Origin of the sequence: Sphingomonas sp. 67-41 (assembly GCF_001899725.1) — a bacterium.
Classification (GTDB): domain Bacteria; phylum Pseudomonadota; class Alphaproteobacteria; order Sphingomonadales; family Sphingomonadaceae; genus Sphingomonas; species Sphingomonas leidyi.
In genome coordinates this window covers 1-22895 of sequence record NZ_MKWJ01000010.1, presented here as the reverse complement: position 1 = coordinate 22895, position 22895 = coordinate 1, and the positions used below count along the sequence as shown (strand labels likewise).

Genomic DNA, 22895 nt, shown 5'->3' with positions numbered 1-22895 from the left:
AGGGTTCCTCAGGCGGTGGGGACGATCGCGATCGTCTCGATCTCGACCTTGGCTTCGGCCTCGACCAGCGCGGCGACCTCGACCACGGCCATCGCCGGATAGTTGCGGCCGATCAGCTCGCGATACGCCGCGCCGATCTCGTCCAGGCCGGCGAGATATTCGTCGCGGCTGGTGACGTACCAGGTCATGCGCGCGATATGCTCGGGGCCGGCGCCGCCCTCGGCGAGGATCGCCACCGTGTTGACCAGAACCTGGCGGAACTGGCCGGCGAGATCGGAGGCGACGAAACGCTCCTCCGCGTCCCAGCCGACCACGCCGGCGGTGAACACCATCCGGCCGCTGGCGGAAATGCCGTTGGCATAGCCGCGCGGGCGCTTCCAGCCGGGGGGCAACAGGCTCTGATGCACGGTCATTGGCATTCCATTTCAAGGCGTTGGCGATATTCGGCGGGCCAGGGCTGCGACGTGCCGCCGGCAAGCTCGATCAGCACCTGGGTGAGGCGGACCGAGAAGCGCGGCGTGTCTTCGCAGGTCACATCGACTTCCAGGTCGATCGAGCTGCGTCCCACCCGGGTGAGCTTCACGGCGAAATCGAGCAGGTCGCCCAGCTTGCTCGGTGTGGCGAAGGTGGCGGCCAGGCTGACGGTGGGCAGGCCAAGGCCGCGGCCCATGTGCATCGCCCGCCGGTCGTCGCCCAGCACCGCCGGGGTCCAGTCCTCCACCGCGGCGTCGCACAGCTCGAGGCAGCGCGGATAGAAGGCGATGCCCGCGGGGTCGCAATGCGCGAAGCGCAGCGGATGGGAGACGCGGAACATCAGCCTGCGCTCTGCGCGAGATGCTGGCGGGCGATGACGATCTTCTGCACTTCCGACGCGCCCTCGTAGATGCGCAGCGCCCGCACTTCGCGGTACAGCGCCTCGACCGGGGCGCCGACGGTGACTCCCAGGCCACCGAAGATCTGCACCGCCTTGTCGATCACCTGCTGGGCGCTGTCGGTGGCGTGCAGCTTGGCCAGCGCGGCCTCGCGGGTGTTGCGCTGGCCCTGCACGTCGCGCAGCCAGCCGGCGCGGTAGATGAGCAGGGCGGACGTATCGATGTCGAGCACCATCTCGGCGAGCTTCGACTGGGTCACCGGATTGTCGGCGAGCGTGCCGTCGCCGAGCCGCCGGGTGCGGGCACGGGCGGTCGCCTCGTCGAGCGCGCGGCGGGCGAAGCCGAGCGCGGCGGCGCCCACGGTGGTGCGGAAGATGTCGAGCGTCGCCATCGCCGCCGCGAAGCCGCGCCCGGCCTCGCCGAGCAGCGCGTCGGCCGGCAGCGCCATGTCGGCGAATTCGAGCGTGGCGAGCGGGTGGGGGGCGATCACTTCGATCCGCTCGGTGACGCGCAGGCCCGCCGTGTCGGCATCGACGAGGAAGGCGGAGATGCCCTTGGCGCCGGGCGCCTCGCCGGTGCGGGCGAACAGCACGTAGTAATCGGCGATGCCGCCGTTCGAGATATAGGTCTTGGCGCCGTTCACGCGCCAGCCATTGCCGTCGCGCTCGGCCAGGGTCTCCATCGAGGCGACGTCGGAGCCCGAGCCCGGCTCGGTGAGCGCGAAGGCGGCGATCTTCTCGCCCCGCGCCACGGCGGGGAGATAGGCCTGTTTCTGCGCCTCGGTGCCGAACAGCGAGATCGTGCCCGATCCCAGCCCCTGCATCGCGAAGGCGAAGTCGGCCAGCCCCGAATGGCGCGCCAGCGTCTCGCGGATCAGCGCGAGGGAGCGGATGTCGAGCGTCTCGTGCATGCCGCCCCACGCCGCCGGCACGCAGTAGCGCAGCCAGCCGCCCTCGCCGAGCGCACGGACCAGCCGCCGGCATTCGGCGTCGACATCGGCGCCGTGATGGCCGGAGAGATTGGCGACGCACCAGGCCTCGAGCGCGTCGGCCAGCTTGCGGTGGCCGTCGTCGAGGAAGGGCCAGTCGAGGAAGCTGCGGTCGGCCATCAATTGCCCTCGAACTCGGGGGTGCGTTTGTCGGCGAAGGCTTCGAAGGCGCGGCGGAAGTCCCTGGTCGCCATGCAGATCGCCTGGGCCTGGGCCTCCATCTCGATCGCGGTCTCGATGCTCACCGCCCATTCGGTGTTGAGCTGGGTCTTGGTGATGCCGTGCGCGAAACTGGGGCCGGTGGCGATGCTGCGGGCCAGTGCCTGGGCTTCGTTCAGCAGCGCGTCGGCCGGTACCAGCCGGTTGTGGAAGCCCCAGCGCTCGCCTTCCTCGGCGGACATCATCCGACCGGTGTAGAGCAGGTCGGCGGCGCGGCCCTGGCCGATGATCCGCGGCAGGATCGCGCAGGCGCCCATGTCGCAGCCGGCCAGGCCCACGCGCGTGAACAGGAAGGCGGTCCTGGCGGCGGGGGTGGCGAGGCGCAGGTCCGATGCCATCGCCATGATCGCGCCGGCGCCGACGCAGATGCCGTCGATCGCCGCCACGATCGGCTGGGGGCAGGCGCGCATCGCCTTGACCAGGTCGCCGGTCATCCGAGTGAAGGCGAGCAGTTCGGGCATCGCCATTTCGGTCAGCGGCCCGATGATCTCATGGACGTCCCCGCCCGAGGAGAAATTGCCGCCCGCGCCGGTGAGCACCACTGCCTTGACCTGCGACGTGTAGACGAGGTCGCGAAAGGTATCGCGCAGCTCGGCATAGCTTTCGAAGGTGAGCGGGTTCTTCCGCTCGGGCCGGTCGAGCGTGATCGTCGCCACGCCCTCGGCGAAATGCCAGCCGAAATGCCGGGCCACGAAGCTGGTCGGATCCATGGTCATTCCTTCTCCCCATCGGCAGCGAGCGAGTCCTTGAGCACGCCCAGAAGCTGGTGAAGCTGGCCGCGTTCCTCGCGGCCCAGCCCGGCCAGCATCGCTTCGATCCATGCATGATGCGCCTCGGCGAGCCCGGCGAAGCATTCGCGCCCCAATTGGGTCAGGCGGGCAACCGAGGAGCGGCCGTCGGTGGGCGAGGGCGCGAGGCTCACATAGCGGTCGCGCACCAGCGCCTGGACGACGCCGGTGACATTGCCGTTCGAGACGAGCAGCGCCTGGGAGAGCTGGCCCATCGTCATCCCCTCGGGATGCCGGTCGAGCGCCGCCATCACGTCGAAGCGGGGCAGGGTGATGTCGTATCCGTCGGCAAAGCCGCGCTTCAGCCGCTTCTCGATCACCGTGGTGCAGGTGAGGAGCCGCAGCCACAGCCGCACGCTGCCGCGATCGTCGAGCGCGCCGTCATGCTTTTCGCGCAGGAAGGCGGTGCGAGTCACGTCACTTCTCCCCCGGCGATCGGGATCGCCTGTCCGGTCACCGATCCGCTGGCGGGCAGGCAGAGCCAGACCGCCGCCGCCGCCACTTCCCCGGGCGTGATCAGCCGCTTCTGGGGGTTGTGGCGGGTGAGCTCGGCCAGCGCCTCGGCATGGCTGCGGCCAGTGCGGCCGGCGATGGTCTCGACTGCCCGGGCGACGATATCGGTGTCGGTGAAGCCGGGGCAGAGCGCATTGGCGGTGAGCGGCGTCGCAGCGAACTCGGCGGCGAGCGCGCGCATCAGCCCGATCGCGCCGTGCTTGGAGGCGACATAGGGCGCGGTATAGCCATAGCCCTTCAGCCCGGCGGTGGAGGCGATGGTGACGATCCGCCCGGCCGGTGCCGCGAGCAGGTCCGGCAGCGCGGCCTGGCAGCAATGGAACAGCGCATCGAGATTGGTCGCCATCGTCTCGCGCCACGCCTCGGCGGTCACCCTGGCGAAGGGCGCGCTGGGGGCGATGCCGGCATTGTTGACCAGGATCCCGATCGGGCCGTGCGCGGCGCGGGCGACCTGGAAGGCCGCCTCGATCGACGTCCGGTCGGAGACGTTGGCGGGAACGGTGATCGCGCCGGGGATGGCCGCGGCGACGGTTTCCAGCGGCTCCAGCCGACGCCCGATCAGCGTCAGCCGCGCGCCTTCCTCGGCGAGTGCGCGGGCGATGGCCGCGCCGATGCCCGATCCCCCGCCGGTGACGACCGCATGGATGTCCTTCAGGTGCATATGGGTCAGCTCCGCAGCGCCGCGCCGGTCTCGGCGGCGCGTTGCAGGTTGCGGGCGAGCTGGCTCATCCCGCCCAGATATTGCGGCGGCACGCGCACGCCGCGATAGCCGTGCTGGGCGGCGGCGCGCAGCGTCCACATCGGATCGATCAGGTGCGGCCGTCCGATCGCGACCAGGTCGGCCCGGCCGGCCGCCAGGATCGAATTGGCGTGGTCGGTCTCGAAGATGTTGCCCACTGCCATGGTCGAGACGCGTGCCTCGTTGCGGATCTTGTCGGCAAAGGGCGTCTGGAACATGCGGCCATAGACGGGCTTGCACTCGGCCCAGGTCTGGCCGGCCGAGACGTCGATCAGGTCGGCGCCCGCTTCGTCGAAGGCGCGGGCGATCGCCACCGCCTCGTCGGGGGTGACGCCCCGGTCGCCCATCCAGTCGGTCGCCGAGATGCGGACGGACATCGGCCGCTCGGCGGGCCAGACGGCGCGCATCGCCGCGAACACTTCGAGCGGATAGCGCAGGCGGTTCTCCAGGCTGCCGCCATAGCCGTCGGTGCGCGTGTTCTGGAGCGGGGTGATGAAGCTGGAGAGCAGATAGCCGTGCGCGGCGTGCAGCTCGATCATGTCGAAGCCGGCTTCCACCGCCATGCGCGCGGCGGCGACGAACTGGTCGCGCACCATGTCCATATCCGCGCGGGTCATCGGGCGGGGTGAGGCATTGCCTGCGCTCCACGGCACGTCGGAAGCGGCGATGAGCGGCCAGTTGCCGTCGTCCAGCGGCGCGTCCATCCCCTCCCAGCCGATCTTCGTGGAGCCCTTGGCGCCCGAATGGCCGAGCTGGAGGCAGATCTTCGCGCCGCTGTTCGCATGGGCGAAATCGGTGATCCGCCGCCACGCCGCCACATGCTCGGGCGCGTACATGCCGGGGCAGCCGGGGGTGATCCGGCCCTCGGGCGAGACGCAGGTCATCTCGGTATAGACCAGCCCCGCGCCGCCCTGGGCGCGGGCACCGTAATGGACCAGGTGGAAGTCGTTCGGGGTGCCCTCGACGGCGGAATACATGGCCATGGGCGAAACCACGATACGGTTCGCCAGCGGCATTTCGCGCAATCTGTACGGCGCGAACATCGGCGGGACCGGTTCGTTGCTTCTTCCGCCCGGCGACTGCGACTGGAACCAGCTTTCGACGCCTTCCAGCCACTCTCGATCGCGCAGGCGGAGATTTTCGTGGCTCACCCGCTGCGAGCGCGTGAGCAGCGAATAGGCGAACTGGATCGGCGCGAAGGGCAGATAGCGGTCGAGCGTCTCGAACCACTCCGTCGAGTTGCGCGCGCTGTTCTGCAGCTTGAGCACCTCGACATTGCGCTCGGCCTGATATTCCTCCAGCGCCTGGGCGCGGCCGAGCCCCGGACGATTGAGCACCTCCGCCAGCTTGATCGCATCCTCCAGCGCCAGCTTGGTGCCCGATCCGATCGAGAAATGCGCGGTGTGCGCCGCATCGCCGAGCAGGACGAACTTGTCGTGCGACCAGCGGCCGGTGACGATCCGGCGGAAGTTGAGCCAGGCCTGGGGGCCGGGCAGGTGCGTGGCGTTGGACATCAGGCCATGGCCGCCCAGCTGCTTCGCGAAGATCTTCTCGCACAGCGCGATCGCCTCGGGCTGGTCCATCGCGTCGAGGCCCAGGCCGTGCCAGGTCGCCGGATCCATCTCGACGATGAAGGTCGAGAGATCGTCGTCGAAGCGATAGGCGTGCGCCCAGACCCAGCCCGCCTCTGTCTCCTCGAAGGCGAAGGTGAAGGCGTCGAACACCTTGCTGGTGCCGAACCAGAAGAACTTGTTCCGGCGTACCTGGATGTCGACGTCGAACCGGTCGGCATGCGCGCCCCGGATGCGGCTGTTGGCGCCGTCGGCGGCGATGACGAGATCGTAATCCGCCCAATCGGCCAGGTCCGGCCCCGCCTCGTGCTGGAAATGCAGCACCACGCCCAGTTCGCGGGCGCGCGCCTGCAGGATCGCCAGCAGCCGCTTGCGGCCGATGCCGATGAAGCCGTGCCCAGAGGAACGGATGCACGCGCCATGGATGTGCACGTCGATATCGTCCCAATGGGCGAACTCGCCGCGGATCGTCTCGCCGCTGACGGGATCGTTCGCCATCAGATTCTCGACCGTCTGGTCCGAGAAGACGACGCCCCAGCCGAACGTGTCGTCGGGGCGGTTGCGTTCGAACACATGGATCTCGTGCGCACTGTCGCGCACCTTCATCGAGATGGCGAAATAGAGGCCCGCCGGCCCGCCGCCCACGCATGCGATCTTCATTGACCCGACTCCATCGCGGCGACTCCAGTCCGTCTCAATCTAGCGCCAGGAGCGTAAATGCTTCAAGCCTGAAATTTCAAGCTTGAAATATCATATATCACGCAATTAATCACGGGTATCGGAGTCGTGGGAGGTCTAGGGATGAAGTGGCCGGCACAGCGCCTGACGGGCGGATCGAAGAAGAGCTTCGGCATGTACGACGAAGCGGCGAAGCTGGATGCGGCGGGGGTGGACCTGATCCATCTCGAGTTCGGCCGGCCGCACGCCGACACGCCGGCGCACATCAAGGACGCCGCCAAGGCCGCGCTCGACGCGGGCATCGTCCATTACGGCGATTTCCGCGGCACGCTCTCCTTCCGCCAGGCGCTCGCGGGGAAGCTCGCCGCGTTCAATGGCCTGGATTACGGGGTGGACGAGATACTGGTGTGCAACGGGCTCACCCATGCCTCGTTCGCCGCCTTCATGGCCGCGATCGATCCGGGCGACGAAGTGATCCTGCTCGATCCCTATTACCCCCAGCATATCGGCAAGACCGAGCTGGCCGGCGGCAAGGTGGTGATCGCCGAGCTCGACAAGGCGGACAATTTCGCGATCTCGAAGGAGAAGATCGCCGCCCGGATCACCGACCGCACCCGGATGATCGTGCTGGTCAACCCGGCCAATCCCACCGGCCGCGTCTATAGCCGCGCGGAGCTGCAGCACGTCGCCGACCTGGCGATCGAGCACGACCTGCTGGTGCTGTCCGACGAGGTCTATGAATACATCACCTATGGCAAGGCCGAGCATGTCAGCATCGCCAGCCTGCCCGGCATGCGCGACCGGACGATCACCTGCTTCGCCTTCACCAAGGCCTATTCGATGGACGGCTGGCGGATCGGCTATCTGACCGCCGATGCGAAGCTGATGCCCGCGATCCTGCGCATCACCATGACCGACGTGACTCATGTCAACGTATTCATCCAGGAAGGCGCCCGCGCCGCTGTGGAGGGGCCGCAGGACGCGATGCTGGCGATGGTCGAGGCGGATCGCCGCAAGCGCGACATCGTCGTCCAGGCACTGAACCAGATGCCCGGCGTCACCTGCGCCGAGCCGGAAGGGACCATCTATGCCTTTCCGGATATCCGCGGCACCGGCCGTTCCTCGCAGGATCTTGCCATGGCGATCCTCAGGCAAGCGCATGTCGTGGTCGAATCCGGCAGCTTTTACGGGCCGGGCGGAGAGGGGCATCTGCGCGTCTGCTTCGGATCGGAATCCGAGGCGCGGGTGGCCGAGGCGATGGAGCGGCTCGGCCGGTTCTTCAACGCGCTTTGAGCGCGTCGAGCCATGGAATTCGGGGAGAGAAGAGGATGAAGAAGCGTCTGGGACTTGCCGCCGCCTTGCTGGCCCTGCCGGCGCTTCCCCTCCTGCTGGCCGGGCCCGCCTGCGCCCAGGCCGAGGCGCAGGCCCCGCAGGGCTATGACGCGCTGCTCGCGCTCTACAGGGAGTTCCGCGCCTTCGTGCCGCCGCCGATGGTGAAGGGCGTGCCCGATTATTCGCCCCAGGCAATGGCGCGCCACTATGCCGGGCTCCAGCGCTTCGAGGCACGGCTGGCGGCGATCGACGACAGCGCATGGCCGATCCCGCGGCGCGTCGATTACATGGTGGCGCTTGCCGAGATGCGCGGGCTGGAGTTCCAGCACCGGGTGATGCAGCCCTGGAAGCGCGACCCGGCTTTCTACAGCACCACCAATCTCGGCTTCGGGCCCAAGATGCACGGCGCCATCGCCATCCCCAGGCTGCCGATCGCAAAGGACGAGGCGGCGGCGCTGGCCGCCCGGCTCGACGCCGTGCCCGAGGCGCTGCGCCAGGCACGGGCGAACCTCACCGATGCGCGCGGCGACCTTGCCCGGCTGGCGATCGTGCAGAAGCAGGTGGAAGTGAACGTCTATGGCGCGCTGGCTGCGGACGCGGCGAAGCGCCAGCCATCGCTCGTCGCCCCGGCGAAGCGCGCCCAGGCGGCGGCCGCGGCGTTCAAGGCGTGGCTGGAGGGCATCGAGGCCGGGCTCCCCGCCTATGGCGGCGTGGGGGCGGAGAATTATGCCTGGTATCTCAGGCATGTGCTGCTGCTGCCCTACACGCCGGAGGAGGTCCGGGTGATCGGCGAGCGCGAATATCAGCGCCAGCTCGCCTTTCTGAAGATCGAGGAGCATCGCGACCGCGCGATCCCGATGCCCGAGCCGGTCAAGACCCGCGCCGAGTTCGACGCCAAGCGCAAGCAGGAGGATGAGGACCTGCTCAAGTTCCTGCGCGACGGCCAGTGGGTGACGATCCCGGACTATGTGAAGCATGATCCGGAGGAGGGGCCGTACGAGTTCCCCTTCGAGAAGGATCCATCCAGGCCGGGCCTGTTCGATCCGCCGCAGCATCTCCATTTCTTCTTCCAGGCCGAATTCCGCGACGGCCGGCCGCTGCGCGCGCACAATTTGCCCGGCCATGCCTTTGACGAGCTCCAGGCGGCGCGCGACACGCGCCCGGTGCGCGGGCAGCCGCGGCTGTTCTTCGTCAACGGGCTGCGCAACGAAGGCTGGGCCTTCTATCTTGAGGAGTTCCTGATCCAGTCGGGCATGCTGGAGGACCGGCCCAAGGCGCGCGAGATCGACTATATCCTGGGCGCCAAGCGCGCCGCGCGCATCCTGCCCGAGCTGAAGATGCAGGCGAACGAATGGACCTGGAAACAGGCCAATGCCTCGCTGATCGCGCGCACGCCCAAATGGATGCAGCCGGGCGATGCCGTCGCCCAGTTCGACATCGAGCTGTACCTGCGCCAGCCCGGCTATGGCATCGGCTATTACATGGGCAAGGTGGAGCTGGAGAAGCTGCTCGCCGATGTGGCGATGCGCGAAGGCGACGGGTTCGACATCAAGACGTTCCACGATCGCTTCCGCGCGGCGGGCTCGATCCCGATCTCGCTGATCCGCTGGGAAATGACGGGCCGGGACGACGAGATCCGCACCATGCGATAGGCATGGGGCGGGGATGGGCCCAGGCCCTGGCTTGCTCGTTGCCCCGATTTCCTTCGTCGTCCGGGCGCCTCCCGTCATCCCCGCCTTCGCGGGATGACGGGGGAGAATATGAGCCCTCCGATCCATAGGCTGCCCGGGGCCCGCCCCATGCCCTGGGCAGCGCGCGCGATCAGAAGCGGATGCGGGCGCTCAGGCTGGCGCGGTGGTCCCTGGTGCGCTTGCCGAACTCGCCATCATAGCCGAGCCGCAGTGACAGGTTCTCGTTGCCCACCACGCGCAGCTCCGCGCCGACATGCGCGGCCTGGCGATCCATCAGCGTGGTGATCGTCGCCGGCGCGGCCGAGGCGTTGCCGCCGAGCAGGCGGAACGGCGCCGCGATCCGGTCGGTGGTGTTGAACACGCCGCCGCCCGTGATCGCGAAGGTCGCGCTGGTCGGCCCGTTGCCGGCCAGCCGCACGCCCAGGCTCAGTTCGGGCGCGACGGTGCCGATCCACTGCGTATGGGAGAGGCTCTCGACGCCCAGGCCCTCGAGCCCGCGCTCCGCGAAGCCGCCCTGGCGCAGCGCGGTGACGAAGCCGCGCACCGCCGGCCGGGCGAACACCATGCCCTGGCCGAGCACCCAGGCCGCCTCGGCGCTGCCCTGGAGATAGCCGGTGCCCTGGTTGCCGACGCCCTGGCGCGGATCGAAGATGTTCACGCCGCGGCGCAGCTCGGTCCATTGCCAGCCGCCGCTCACCGAGGCGGCGAACTGCGCGCCGCTCGTCCCCGCATAGCGCGCGCCGATGCCGGCATGGACGCCGTCGCCGTCCGAATTGGCGCGCAGCCCGTCGATCCTGGCATTGCCGAGGCTGTCATAGCCGATCGCGCCGCCGATCATCCAGTCGCCGCCCAGCGGCTTCTCGAAGCCGGCGCGGAAGCGGCCGTCGGTATCGCCGCGGACGCTGGCATGCTCGCCGTCGCCGCTGCGCCGGAAGACATGGCCGCCGGCCTGGCTCCACACGCAGCCATCGCCCGCCGGGCCGGCGGGCGTGCCGCAGCCGAACAGGTTGGACGAGAAGTCGCGCGCCGCGCCGAACTGGGTGAGCGAGGCGATCAGATAGGGTTCGGGGTTCAGCTGATCGAAGATCGCGCGATACTGGGCCTCGCTACCGGCCTGGATGTTGCCGAGCAGGGCGAGCAGGCGGCCGATCCCCGCCGAACTGCCCGCCGTCACCGCGCGGTCCATATAGGCACCGAGCGCGCGCTCGTTGCGGTTGAGGAAGGGCTGGCCGAAATTGGTGTCGAAGGCGAGCTGGATGCCGGCGCTGTTGGCCAGCACGCGATAGTCGACCGCCAGCGTGTCGCGGATGGCGAGCCCGTTGTTGGTCGCCGTGCCTGCCGTGGCGAACAGGGTGACCGGGTTCTTGTCCTGCATCCAGGTGAGGATGACGTCGCCGGTGCCGGCCACGCTGGTATTGCCGCTCACATTGACCCGGTCCGACGCATAGGGGCCGAACGCGACGTCGAAGGCCATGTGGCCGGTTGCGCTCTGGGTGAAATCGCCGTCGAGGTCGACCGTGTTGATGACGCGGGCACCGTAGAGCAGGTTGGTCGCGGGCGTGCCGACGCCGTCCAGGTTGGCGAAGGTGGCGCCGTTCAGCAGGTCGATCGGGGTGCGGCTGGCGGCCAGGCCCATCTGGAAGTCGCCCGCATTGGCGAAGCTGCCGCTCGAACCCGCGCCGTCGCGCAGGTCGATCCGGCTGAAGGCGATGAAGGTGCCGTTCGCGTTGTTGACCAGCGCGTTGGCCCCGCTGCCCAGGTCGACATTGCCGATGATCGTGCCGCTGTTCTCCACCCGGTCGTTGCCCGCGCCGGTGTCGATCGCGAGGCCGGAGACCGCGCTGATCGAGCCGGCGGTGAGCTGGATCAGGTTGGCCGCGCCGCCGGCCAGGCGGATGCCCGCGCCGGTGCCGGCACCGCCGCGCACCAGGTTGTTGGCGGTGACCCGGATATTGCCCGCGCCGGTGCTGCCCTGGCTCTGGGCGAAGATGCCGGTCGCGTTCAGGCCGGCCGCGAAGACCGAGCCCGAAAGGCGCAGGTCGATCGCGCCGCCGGCGCCCGTGCCGGTGCCGTTGCCGGCGAATATCCCCTCGACCCAGCCGCCGCCGCCGCCGAGCGACTGCGCCACCACGCCGACCGAATTGGCGCCGAGCACCGCGATGTTGCCGGTCTGGTCGAAGCGGATCGCGCCGCCATTGCCGGTGTTGGCCGCGTTGAAGGCGATGCTGGCGGAATCGACTGCGCCGAGCACCGCGCCGCCGCCGCCGCCGATCGACTGGAGGAACACGCCGTGCGCATGGTTGCCGGCGGTCTGGACGGCGCCGTTGTTCGACACGGTGACGCTGCCGCCATTGCCGCTCGCGCCGCCGCTGCCGCCCAGGGTGACGCTCGCGCTGCCGCCGGTGAGGCGCACTTCGCCGCCGCCCGCGCCGATCGACTGGACGACCAGCGCCGGCGAATAGTCGCCCAGCGTGGCGAAGCCGCCGGCATAGGCGAGGGTGACCGTACCGCCGTCGAGCCCGGCGCCGCCATTGGCGCCGAGCGTGATGACGGTCGGCGGAACCGCGCGCGGTGCGACCGCCAGCGGATCCGCGCCCGCGCCTGCCAGCCAATAGGCCAGTGCGCGCTGGCTTTCCGGCGAAAGGTTCGCGGTGGGGGCGGTGCCGGACGCGGTGGAGTCGATGTTCAGCACGCTGGGCGCGGCCGCGGTGGCGCCGGTGCCCAGGGCGATCTCGACGATCGCCGAGCCGCCGCCGCCGCCGATCGACTGGACGATCGCGCCGGGGGCGAACTTGCCGGTGGTGCTGATCGCGCCGGTCATGCCGCGCTGGATCGCGCCGCCCGACGCGCCGGTGGTGCCGTCGGCGCCGAGCGTGATCGAGGCGCCGGCGAAGAAGGACGCCAGTTCGGCGGTGACGTCGATGATGCCGCGGCCGCCGCCGCCGCCGATCGACTGGGTCAGTGCGCCGGCGGCACCGTCGCCATTGGTGGTGACGCTGCCCGAATGGCTGCCGGTGATGTCGCCGCCGTCATTGTCGGCGCCGCCCAGGCCGCCCAGCGCCAGCCGGACGCCGATGGGCGCCTGCGGGTCGGTGACCGTCGGGTCGTGGAGCGCGACGATGTCGAGGTCGATGTCGATCGTGCCGCCGCCGCCGCCGATCGCCTGGTTGCTGATGCCGACGCCGTTGCGCCCGCCCGCGCCGATCGTGCCGTTCGAATTCACCGTCACCTTGCCGGCGTTCATGCCGGACGCGCCGTCGGCGCCCGCGCGGGCGACGAGCAGCGGGTTGGGCCGCTGGGTATTGCCGCCGGGGCCGACCACGGGCAGGCCCGGCAGGCCGGTGATGCCGCTGAAGTCGAAACCCAGCGTGCCGCCGCCGCCATTGATGCTCTCGGCGACGATCGCCTGCGAGCCGGCGCCGAGCACGGTGATGTCGCCGGTCTGGTTGACGGTGACCGCGCCGCCGGTGCCGCCGGTGCCGCCGCCGGTGAGGCCGACGATCAGCGCGATCGTGTTCGACAGGGTCAGGCTCGCAGGCTCCGGCGTGAGCGCCACGCCCAGGCCGGCATTGCCGCCGCCGCCGCCGATGCTCTGCGCGACGATGCCGTTCGCCTTGGCGCCGCGGGTGAGGATCGACCCGCTGTTGGTCACGGTGACCGCGCCGCCATTGCCGCCATTGCCGCCCACGCCGCCGATCGCGATCAGCGGCGCCGAAGTGGGGGCGCCGATCAGCAGGCTGCCGGTGAGCGCCATCCCGCCATTGCCGCCGCCGCCGCCGATCGACTGGGCGAGGATGCCGTGGGCGCCTTCGCCCTTGGTCTCGATCGTGCCGGCATTGGTCACGTCGACCACGCCGCCGATATTGCCGCTGCCGCCGACCGCGCCGAAATTGAACCCGAAGGCGACGCTGTCCTTGCCGGAGGAGACGCCGGTCAGCGCCAGGATGGTCGAGCTGTTGCCGCCGCCGCCGCCCAGCGACTGGGCGAAGATGCCATAGGCGCCCTTGCCCTCGGTGAGGATGTCGCCCGAATTGGTGCCGCCGGTGTCGCGGTTGACCACGGTGACCTTGCCGCCCGCGCCGCCGCTGCCGCCATTGCCGCCGATGGTGACGCGGGCGCTGTGGGTCTGCTTGTCCGCACCGGTGGCGCCCACCGCGAGCTGGAGCACCAGGCCCGCATCGCCGCCGCCGCCGCCGATCGAATTGGCGCTGATGCCCGCGGCATCCTCGCCCTTGGTCCAGATCAGGCCCTCGTTGGTGACCGCGACGTCGCCGGCCTTCTCGCCCGTGCCGCCGGCGCCGCCGACATTGACGTTGATCGAGTTGTTGGCGCTCTTGCCCTGGGCACGGAAGTCGATGACCGCACCGCCGATGCCGCCGCCGCCGCCGATCGACTGGGCGCGGATGCCGAAGGCGCGCGCCCCAGTGGTGGCGATCACGCCGGTGTTGGTCACCGTCACCGTGTCGCCCACGCCGGCGGTGCCGCCGGAGCCGCCCACCGCGATGCCCATGGTGTTCGAGGTGTTGCCGCTGCCCTTGTACTGGAGCGCGATGCTTGCCGCGAAGCCGCCGGTGCCGCCGCCGCCGCCGATCGACTGGGCGAGGATGCCGTCCGCATCGTCGCCGCCGGTGACGATCCGCGCGCTGTTGCCGACATCGACCGTCGAGCTCTTCGAGCCGACGCCGCCGGTGCCGCCCACCGCGACCGTGAGCGCCGCCGTGGTGTTGACCATCACGCCGGTGCCGCTGCCGCCCGCGCCGCCCGATCCGCCGATGCTCTGCGCCCAGATGCCGCGCGATTCGACGCCGCGCGTGGTGAGGTTCGCCGCGTTGACGACGGAGACCGCGCCGCCGGTCGCGCCGACGCCGCCGTCCAGGCCGACGCCGACGCTGCCGGCGAAGCTCTGCGCCGAGGTGCCGCTGCCGGTGCCCACCGTGCCGCCGATCTTGAACGAGCCGCTGTTGCCGCCGCCGCCGCCGACCGACTGGGCGAAGATCGCCGAGGAATAGCCGCCGCTGGTGTCGATCGCGCCCTTGGCGTTCACCGTAACCTCGCCGCCGGTGCCGCCGGTGCCGCCGGACTGGCCGAGGCTCAGCGCGAACTGGTTCTTCGCGCCCGGCACCAGGCCGAAATCGAACGAGGCATTGCCGCCGCCGCCGCCGATCGACTGGGCATGGATGCCGATCGAACGCTCGCCGGTGGTGACGATCGTCCCGTCCTGGCTGACTTCGACATCGCCCGCTTCGCCGCCGATGCCGCCGCGTCCGCCGATGCTCAGGTTGAGCTGGTTGGCATCGCGGGTATAGCCGCCAGCCAGGTTGAAGGTGCCGTTGCCGCCGCCCTTGCTGATCGACTGGGCAAGGATGCCGTCGCTCAGCGCGCCGCTGGTGCCGATGTCGCCGCGATGCCGCAGCGTGACGTCGCCGCCCGCGCCCGCGTCGCCGCCCGCGCCGCCGACATTGACCACCGCCGCGAACGGGCTGTTGCCCGCCGGCGCCAGCGTCACGTCGAGCACCAGGTTGAAGCCGGCATTGCCGCCGCCGCCGCCGATCGACTGTACGGTCATGCCGTTCGATTCGTCGCCGAAAGTGCGGATCAGGCCCGGCGTCTCGGTCTCGATGCCGCCGACCATGGTGTAGCCGCGCGTCACCGTCACGTCGCCGGCATTGCCGCCCGCGCCGCCGGTCCCGCCGATGCCGAGCGCGATCGGCGCGCCCTGGCGCGAGACCGCGCCGGCCACGTCGATGCCGCCCTGGCCGCCGCCGCCGCCGACCGACTGGACGAGGATGCCCGGCGCCTTGCCGACATAGTCGGTCGCCGAAAGCGTGACCGCGCCGCCGGCGCCGGTGGTCACCTTGGTGTTGACCAGCACATTGCCGTTGCTGGTGAAAGTGACGTCGCCCGCATCGGCGCCGGTGCCGCCGGTGCCGCCCAGGCCCGCGGCGAGCGCGACGCCGGTGAGCTTCGACTTGCCGGCGCCGGCATTGTTGAGCGCCGCCGAGACGTTTAGCCCGCCATCGCCGCCGCCGCCCGCGACCGACTGGACGATGATGCCGGCGGCTTCATAGCCGTCGACCAACACCTGGCCATTCTGGGTGGCGATCACATCGCCGCTGGCATTGCCCGCGCCGCCGAAGCCGCCGATGCCGAAGACCAGCGTCGGCTCCGTGGCGGTGCTATCGGCGGTGATCCCGCCCGAGATGTTGATGCCGCCGGTGCCGCCGCCGCCGCCGACCGACTGGACGAGCAGGCCGCGCGCCCTGGCGCCCTGGGCGAACAGGTCGGCATCGACATTGGCGGTCACCTTGCGGCCCAGGCCGCCATCGCCGCCGAACCCGCCGATCCCGACGGTGAGCTGGCCGTCGAGCGAGATGCCGCCCGAGACGTTGATCCCGCCGATGCCGCCGCTGCCGCCGAGCGACTGGGCGATCACCGCCGAACGCTCGTCGCCCGACGCGACGACCTGCACCCGGTCGGTGCCCGGCGCCTTGACGGTCAGGTCGACCGTGCCGGCATTGCCGCCATCGCCGCCGAAACCGCCGATGCCCAGCGAGGCGACGCGGCTCGCGCTGCTCGAGCCGGGCGAGGTGAGGGCGATCTGGCCGGTGACGTTGAGCCCGCCCTGGCCGCCGCCGCCGCCCACGCTCTGCGCGATCACGCCGTTCGAACCGTTCGCGATCGTGCGATAGGCGGGGAAGGTGAAGTCGAAGCCGAGGAAGTTGATCGTCTGCGCCGCGTGCGCGACCACGCCGCCATTGCCCGTTGCGAGCACGTTGCCGGTCACGCGCGCGGTGACGTTGCCCGCCTCGCCGCCGCCGCCGCCGAAGCCGCCCAGGCCGAAGCCGAACGCGCCGGTGCTGCCGCTGGTGCTGCCCGCGATGCCGGCGGCCACGTTGATGCCGCCGCGGCCGCCGCCGCCGCCGATGCTCTGCGCGACGACGCCGTCGGAATCGGTGCCGCTGGTCACGGTGTCGCCGATGCGGGTGAGATCGACATCGCCGGCCTTGCCGCCATCGCCGCCAAAGCCGCCGATACCGATCGAGGCGGTGCCCGCGGTGCCGGTGGAGAGGGCGATCGCGCCGGAGACATTGATCCCGCCCGCGCCGCCGCCGCCCGCGATGCTCTGCGCCACCACGCCGGCCGAATCGCCGCCACGGGTCCGATAGTCGCCGGTCACGCTGGCGGTGACCTTCTGGCTGATGCCGCCGTCGCCGCCAAAGCCGCCGATGCCGATCGCGGCGCCGATGGAGGTGTTGTTGCCTGCCGAGATCGAGAGCGAGCCGGTGACGTTGAATGCGCCGTTGCCGCCGCCGCCGCCCAGGCTCTGGATCAGCGCGCCGGCCGATTCCGCGCCGCTGGTGGCGACATTGCCCGAAAGCGTGGCGTCGACCGTGGCCGCGTCGCCGCCATCGCCGCCGAAGCCGCCGATGCCGATACCGAGCGTGCCGGTGCCGCCGCTGGAAAGGGCGATGCTGCCGGTAACGTTGAACCCGCCATTGCCGCCGCCGCCGCCGGCCGACTGGATCAGGATCGCGCCGCTGCGCGCGCCGAGCGTCGCGACGTCGCCGGTGAGCGCGGCGGTGACCGCCTTGGCATTCCCACCGCTGTCACCGAAGCCGCCGACGCCCACGCCCAGCGTGCCCGAGCTGCCATTGCCGGCGCTGAGGCTGAGGCCGCCGGTGACGTTGAACGCGCCATTGCCGCCGCTGCCGCCCAGGCTCTGCACGGTGAGGCCCAGCGAATCGTCGCCGCGGGTGCCGATGTCGCTGGTCAGGGCCGCGTCGACCGTGCCCGCGTCGCCGCCCGCGCCGCCGAACCCGCCGACGCCGACCAGCACGTTGCCGGTGAGTTCCTTCGAGACCGCGATGCCGCCGGAGACGTTGAACCCGCCATTGCCGCCGCCGCCGCCGACCGACTGGATCAGCGCGCCGCCCGAACGCGCGCCGCGCGTGGCGACGTCGCCATTGATGTTGGCGATCACTGCTTCGGCATTGCCTGCGGTGGCGCCGGCGCCGCCGATGCCGACGCCGATATTGCCGGCGCCGCTCTTCGAGCCGGCAATGCCGCCGGTGACGTTGAACGCGCCGTTGCCGCCGCCGCCGCCCAGGCTCTGCGCGACGATGCCGCGGGCGTCGTCGCCCTCGGTGGAGACCGCGACCAGCGTATCGCCGGTGTCGGCAACGCCCTGGTTCACGTTGAGCGTGACGGCCTTGCCGTCGCCGCCGCTGCCGCCCGCGCCGCCCAGGCCGATGCCGAGCGTGCCGGCGCCGTCCTTGGCCACCGCGATGCCGCCCGAGACGTTGAACGCGCCCGCGCCGCCGCCGCCGCCGACGCTCTGCGCCAGGATGCCGTCGCTCTTGTCGCCCGCGGTCGCGGTGGTGCCGGTCACGTCGAGCTTGACGATGCCCGCGTCGCCGCCGCTGCCGCCCGAACCGCCGATGCCGATATTGATCGCACCGGCGATGGTGCCCGAAATGCCGATGCCGCCCGAGACGTTGAAGCCGCCGGTGCCGCCGCCGCCGCCGAGGCTCTGCGCGGTGATCGCGGTCGACTGGTCGCCAAGGGTGACGACATTGCCGGTCACCGTCGCGCCGACGCGCATGGCGTTGCCGCCGCCGCCGCCCGAGCCGCCCAGGCCGACCGAGAGCGCGCCCGCGGCGGTGCCGCCGAAGCTCATCCCGCCTGCGACGTTGAACCCGCCCGCGCCGCCGCCGCCGCCGGCGCTCTGCGCGAGGAAGCCGCCCGACTGGTTGCCCTCGGTCAGGATCGATACGGCGCTCGCATCGACTTCGCCGCCATTGCCGGCCCCGCCGCCGGAACCGCCCAGGCCGATATTGACTGCCGCGCCATAGCTGCCCGAACCGCCGATGCTGCCCGAGACGTTGAATCCGCCGACGCCGCCGCCGCCGCCGTTCGACTGGACCACCACGCCGCGCGACTGGTCGCCGAGCGTGTGGACCGCGCCCAGCGCGGTGCCGGTGGCGTGCAGGGCATTGCCGCCGGTGCCGCCCGCGCCGCCCAGGCCGACGGACAGGCCGCCGCCGAAGGTCGCGCTGCCCGCGATCGATCCGGAGATGTTGAACCCGCCCGAACCGCCGCCGCCGCCCAGGCTCTGGACGAGGAGGCCGTCGGACTGGTCGCCCGAAGTATAGATCGTGCCCGCCGCGGTGCCGGTGACGTCGCCGCCGCCGCCGCCGCCCGCGCCGGCGCCCCCCAGGCCGACCGATATGCCGCCGGCATAGGAGCCGCTGCCCGAGATCGAGCCCGCGATGTTGAACCCGCCATTGCCGCCGCCGCCGCCGGCCGACTGGATCAGCACGCCGGTGGCGCGGTCGCCGGTGGTCTGGACGTTGCCGCCGACGCGGCCGGTCACCTTGCCGCCGTCGCCGCCGCCGCCGCCCGCGCCGCCGATGCCCACCGCGACGCCCACGCTGGTGGTGCCCGCGAAGCTTACCGCGCCCGAGACGTTGAAGCCCCCCGAGCCGCCGGCGCCGCCGACCGACTGGATCACCGCGCCGCCGGCATCGTCGCCGCCGGTGGAGATCGTGCCGTCGAAATCGGTGTCTACCACGCCGCCATTGCCGGCATTGGCGCCCTTGCCGCCGATGCCGACGGCGAAGGAGACCGCGCCGCCGCCGCCCGCCGCGACTGCCGCCGAGACGTTGAACCCGCCATTGCCGCCGCCGCCGCCGACCGACTGGGTGAGCAGGCCGGTCGAGAAATCGCCATCGGTCTGGATCGCGCCGCCCGAATGGACTTCGACCAGGCCGCCATTGCCGCCGGTGCCGCCCGATCCGCCGATGCCGAGCGAGATCGATGCGCCGAGCGCCGGCCCCGCCGCGGCGGCGACCGAGACGGTGAAGCCGCCGGCGCCGCCGCCGCCGCCGACCGACTGGGCGAGGATGCCCTGCGCATTGTCGCCGGTGGTGAGGATCACCGCGTCGCCGTCGAGCGTGACGTGGCCGCCGGTCCCGCCGGTCCCGCCGCTGCCGCCGATCGCCACGCTGGCGCCGCCGAAGAAGCCGCCGGTCGCCTGGACCGCGAAGCCGCCATTGCCGCCGCCGCCGCCGATCGACTGGAGCTGGATGCCCCGCGAGCGGTCGCCGCTGGTCGCGATGAACGGATCGAGTTGAGTCGGCACGCCGCCGATCGTCACCGAGCGGGGGGTGAGGTTGACGTCGACGGTGCCGCCATTGCCGCCCGCCGACCCGGCGCCGCCGATCGCGACGCCGACGAATGCGCTCAGCGACGCGCTCGCGCCGCCATTGCCGCCGCCGCCGCCGATCGACTGGGCGAAGATGCCGTTCGAATCATTGCCGCCGGTGCCGATATTGCCGCTGTGGTTGACGGTGACGATGCCGGCATTGCCGCCGCTCGCGCCCTTGCCGCCGATGGTGAGCAGCACGCCGCCGGTGGTGCCGCCGTCGCCGCCGCCGCCGCCCACCGACTGGGCGAAGATCGCCGTGGCATTGTTGCGCAACGTGGTGACGCTGCCGGTGTTGGTGATGGTCACCGTGCCGCCGGTGCTCGCCGCCGAGCCGTTGCCGCCGATGGTGACCAGGCCGCCGCTGTCGCCGCCCTTGCCGCCGCCGCCGCCCACCGACTGGGCGAAGATGCCGCGGGCGCCGTCGCCTTCGGTGCGGACCGTGCCGGCGTTGCCGACCGTGACCATGCCGCCATTGCCGCCGGTGCCGCCCGTCCCGCCGAGCGCGACCACGCCGCCCGAGCCCGAGCCCGCGCCGCCGCCGCCGCCCACCGATTGCACGAACACTGCGTCGGCGCCCTTGCCGGTGGTGACGACGCTGCCGGTTGCGGCGATGCTGGCCGAGGCGCTGCCCGCCAGGCCGCCGCCGGTGCCGCTGCCGCCGATCGAGACGAGGCCGCCGGTGCCCTCGGCCGAGCCGCCGCCGCCGCCCACGGACTGGACGAACACGCCGCGCGCGTCGACGCCGCCGGTGCGGACCGAGCCGGCGATGGTGGCGCTCGCCGCGCCGCCGGTGCCGCCGGACCCGCCCTTGCCGCCGACCGCGACCGCGCCGCCCGAGGCGCCGCCCGCACCGCCGCCGCCGCCGACCGATTCGACGAACACGCCATGCGCATTGGCGCCGCCGGTGGTGATGGTCGCGCCTGCCTCGACCAGGACCGAAGCGATGCCGCCATTGCCCGCCGTGCTGCCGTCCGATCCGAAGGCGACCAGGCCGCCCGAGCCGCCCGCCGAGCCGCCGCCGCCGCCGATCGACTGGGCGAAGACGCCATAGGCGCCGCTCTTGGTGGTGGTGACTTCGGCTCCGGCGCGCACGTTGATCGTGGCGTTGCCGCCATTGCCGCCATTGCCGGCGGTGCCGCCGAACGTGGCGATGCCGCCGGTGCCGCCGACATTGCCGCCGGTGCCGCCGATCGACTGGGCCTGGATGCCGATCGCGTCGACGCCCGAGGTACGGACGATGCCGCTATGCTCGACGGTGACGTTGCCGCCGTCGCCGCCAACGCTGCCCGAACCGGGATTGCCGACGATGCCGTAGCTGCCGCCGCTGGTGCCGGCATTGCCGCCCAGGCTCTGCGCCAGAATGCCGATCGCGCCGGTGTTGGTGGTCTGGATCTGGCCGGAATTGTTGACGGTGACGGTGCCGCCCTGCGCCGCCGGGCCCGAGGCGCCGCCGCCCGAGAACAGATAGCCGGTGCCGCCGGTGCCGCCGCGCCCGGCGACGCTCTGCGCGAGGATGCCGTAGCTGCGCACGCCCGAGGTGCTCACGGTCACGCTCGAGGTCAGGCTGACATTGCCGCCGCGGCCCGCGCCGCCGCCGGCGCCGCCACGGACATTGCCGGCGCCGTCGCCGCCATTGCCGCCATTGCCGCCCGCGCTGATCGCCGCGATGCCCGGGAGGTTGTCCGAGATGGTGGTGATGTTGCCGTTGTTGGCGGGAGTCACCGTCGCGGTGATGTCCGGCCCGTTGGCGCCGGCGCCGCCGGCCGAGGCATTGGCGCCGATGGTGAAGCAGCCGCCGAAGATGCAGATCCGGACGCCGGCACCGAAGCTGCCATTGCCGCCGTTCGCGCCGCGCTGGACGTTCGAATATTGATGGACGTCGCCCGCCGCGGCCGGGAAGGTGAAGCCCGAGCTCGTCGTTCCGGTCGATCCGTTGCCCTGCGGTGGCGGCGCCGAGCCGACGCCCGCGCTGACATCGGTGACGATCGGCGTGGTGACCGTGCCGCCGCCGCTCTTGTCGAGCGTGACGCCGGTGACCTGGCCCGATGTCAGCTGAACCGCGCTCACCGTATAGGTGATGTTGGTGTTGGTGTCGGTGAAGGTCTGGCCCACGGTGTTGGCGAGCAGGATCGTGTTGTTCTGGTCGGTGCGGACCAGCGCGGCGTTGATCACTTCGACGACGCGTTCGTCGGCATCGGTCACCGGGTTGTGCACCAGGTCGCCCACCGCGACGACGGGCAGGGGAGGCGGCGTGGGCATCGGCGCCATCATCGCCTTGGTGAGCGCCATGCGCGACACGCTGGTATTGGCGGCGGCGGTGGTCGCCCAGGCGGCGGTGCCCATGGCGAGCAGCAGGCCGATGCGCTTCAGGTGCCGGGCGAGCGTGCCGAACAGCTTGCGGTCGGCCTGGCGCGGACGGCGCGGGGCGCCGGCACCGGCAATGCGATCCCGCAGCCGCTCGAGCGCATGCGACAGCGCCGCCGATCGATCGGCGAGCAGCGAGAGGACGGCGCCGATTTCCGAAATGAAGTCCGATCGCTGGATGCGGGTCAGCCGATCGGCATCGACTGCGTCGCCCGTCGCATCCACCAGCGCCGCGAGCCGCGCGAGCCGCACAGCATCCGTTCGCCGAACCATCGTAATTCCCCCGAAATACCTGTGAGTCGAACTTGGACCATATCATGCTGAACAAGTAATTACCCTTGTTCGGACATGGTTTCCGTAGCGGCATCTGTCCCGTATCCGAGCAGTCGAAGCATGGCACGTAGACCGTGATCGGCCGGTTTCACGAGCGGCGATGGACGCATGTGTCCGATTTGTTTCACAAACGGCCGGCGCAGTTGGGGGCGTGGCGGCCGTTGCTCCTGGCCCGTGCCGGGGACTGTGCTTCATCTGGGAAGGGGGCGGGGAAGGCGAGGGGCGCTCCCTCCCGGCGAAGGGTGCCTTCGCTCCGTTCGCAGCGGCGATCCGGGGCGGAAGCCGCGGGCCGAACCGAAAAAATGCGAAGATCGGAAAAAAGTGCATTTTTCGGGTTGACGGGAATCGGTCGGGCACATAGATGGCGCCCTCCCGGCAACGAGGCGCTCGCCTCTCTGCTCCAACCGGTCCTCCGGTTCGGGACGTTCACAAATCGGTTGCGGCACTTCGGTGCTGCCGACTGGGGCCCTTCAAGGGATGTTCGAAGCGCCGCTTCGAGCAGGAACGCGCTCTTTGACATAGTGATTTAGATGAAGGGACATGTGGGCGGCGGCCCTGGGTTCTGGCGGCTTCTAGGCGTCGGATACTCAGATAAAGACA

Annotated in this window: 10 protein-coding genes; 2 read left to right on the top strand and 8 right to left on the bottom strand. The window is 71.1% G+C overall.

Annotated elements, in window-relative coordinates; translation table 11 throughout:
• Positions 1-8: 8 nt before the first annotated feature.
• Genes BGP17_RS05565 through BGP17_RS05535 form a run of 7 tightly spaced genes read right to left on the bottom strand, consistent with a single transcriptional unit; the run spans position 9 to position 6350 of the window.
• On the bottom strand, positions 9-413 hold the full coding sequence (locus BGP17_RS05565; RefSeq protein ID WP_167300567.1) for a RidA family protein: 405 nt from the start codon (positions 411-413) through the stop codon (positions 9-11).
• Positions 410-814 (bottom strand): acyl-CoA thioesterase, encoded by a 405-nt coding sequence (locus tag BGP17_RS05560; RefSeq protein ID WP_286711283.1) that lies wholly within the window; start codon positions 812-814, stop codon positions 410-412. The genes BGP17_RS05565 and BGP17_RS05560 overlap by 4 nt, the downstream gene beginning before the upstream one ends.
• A complete protein-coding gene (locus BGP17_RS05555; protein WP_286711282.1) occupies positions 814-1980 on the bottom strand; it encodes an acyl-CoA dehydrogenase family protein in 1167 nt (388 codons plus the stop codon). Before BGP17_RS05555 ends, BGP17_RS05560 begins: the two co-directional genes overlap by 1 nt.
• A complete protein-coding gene (locus tag BGP17_RS05550) occupies positions 1980-2795 on the bottom strand; it encodes an enoyl-CoA hydratase family protein (protein ID WP_167300564.1) in 816 nt (271 codons plus the stop codon). The genes BGP17_RS05555 and BGP17_RS05550 overlap by 1 nt, the downstream gene beginning before the upstream one ends.
• The gene (locus tag BGP17_RS05545) at positions 2792-3283 is read right to left on the bottom strand and encodes a MarR family winged helix-turn-helix transcriptional regulator (protein ID WP_286711281.1); all 492 of its coding nucleotides are present in this window, start codon (positions 3281-3283) and stop codon (positions 2792-2794) included. Before BGP17_RS05545 ends, BGP17_RS05550 begins: the two co-directional genes overlap by 4 nt.
• On the bottom strand, positions 3280-4041 hold the full coding sequence (locus BGP17_RS05540; RefSeq protein WP_286711280.1) for an SDR family NAD(P)-dependent oxidoreductase: 762 nt from the start codon (positions 4039-4041) through the stop codon (positions 3280-3282). Before BGP17_RS05540 ends, BGP17_RS05545 begins: the two co-directional genes overlap by 4 nt.
• Before the next feature lie 5 nt (positions 4042-4046).
• On the bottom strand, positions 4047-6350 hold the full coding sequence (locus BGP17_RS05535; protein ID WP_286711279.1) for a bifunctional salicylyl-CoA 5-hydroxylase/oxidoreductase: 2304 nt from the start codon (positions 6348-6350) through the stop codon (positions 4047-4049).
• 141 nt (positions 6351-6491) lie between these two features.
• Between BGP17_RS05535 and BGP17_RS05530 the strand changes: the two genes are divergently transcribed.
• A complete protein-coding gene (locus BGP17_RS05530; RefSeq protein ID WP_167300561.1) occupies positions 6492-7661 on the top strand; it encodes a pyridoxal phosphate-dependent aminotransferase in 1170 nt (389 codons plus the stop codon).
• A gap of 35 nt (positions 7662-7696) precedes the next feature.
• Positions 7697-9352, top strand: coding sequence for a DUF885 family protein (locus tag BGP17_RS05525; protein ID WP_286711278.1), 1656 nt, complete (start codon positions 7697-7699; stop codon positions 9350-9352).
• 169 nt (positions 9353-9521) lie between these two features.
• Here the strand turns inward: BGP17_RS05525 and BGP17_RS05520 are convergent, their stop codons facing one another.
• Positions 9522-22235: an autotransporter outer membrane beta-barrel domain-containing protein gene (locus BGP17_RS05520; protein WP_286711277.1), complete on the bottom strand. Its 12714-nt coding sequence runs from the start codon at positions 22233-22235 to the stop codon at positions 9522-9524.
• Positions 22236-22895: the final 660 nt, after the last annotated feature.

Excerpts from the sequence above, each read along its gene's own strand:
- BGP17_RS05565 (WP_167300567.1), bottom strand. The coding sequence starts at position 413 with ATGACCGTGCATCAGAGCCTGTTGCCCCCCGGCTGGAAGCGCCCGCGC.
- BGP17_RS05560 (WP_286711283.1), bottom strand. The coding sequence starts at position 814 with ATGTTCCGCGTCTCCCATCCGCTGCGCTTCGCGCATTGCGACCCCGCG.
- BGP17_RS05555 (WP_286711282.1), bottom strand. The coding sequence starts at position 1,980 with ATGGCCGACCGCAGCTTCCTCGACTGGCCCTTCCTCGACGACGGCCAC.
- BGP17_RS05550 (WP_167300564.1), bottom strand. The coding sequence starts at position 2,795 with ATGACCATGGATCCGACCAGCTTCGTGGCCCGGCATTTCGGCTGGCAT.
- BGP17_RS05540 (WP_286711280.1), bottom strand. The coding sequence starts at position 4,041 with ATGCACCTGAAGGACATCCATGCGGTCGTCACCGGCGGGGGATCGGGC.
- BGP17_RS05535 (WP_286711279.1), bottom strand. The coding sequence starts at position 6,350 with ATGAAGATCGCATGCGTGGGCGGCGGGCCGGCGGGCCTCTATTTCGCC.
- BGP17_RS05530 (WP_167300561.1), top strand. The coding sequence starts at position 6,492 with ATGAAGTGGCCGGCACAGCGCCTGACGGGCGGATCGAAGAAGAGCTTC.
- BGP17_RS05525 (WP_286711278.1), top strand. The coding sequence starts at position 7,697 with ATGAAGAAGCGTCTGGGACTTGCCGCCGCCTTGCTGGCCCTGCCGGCG.
- BGP17_RS05520 (WP_286711277.1), bottom strand. The coding sequence starts at position 22,235 with ATGGTTCGGCGAACGGATGCTGTGCGGCTCGCGCGGCTCGCGGCGCTG.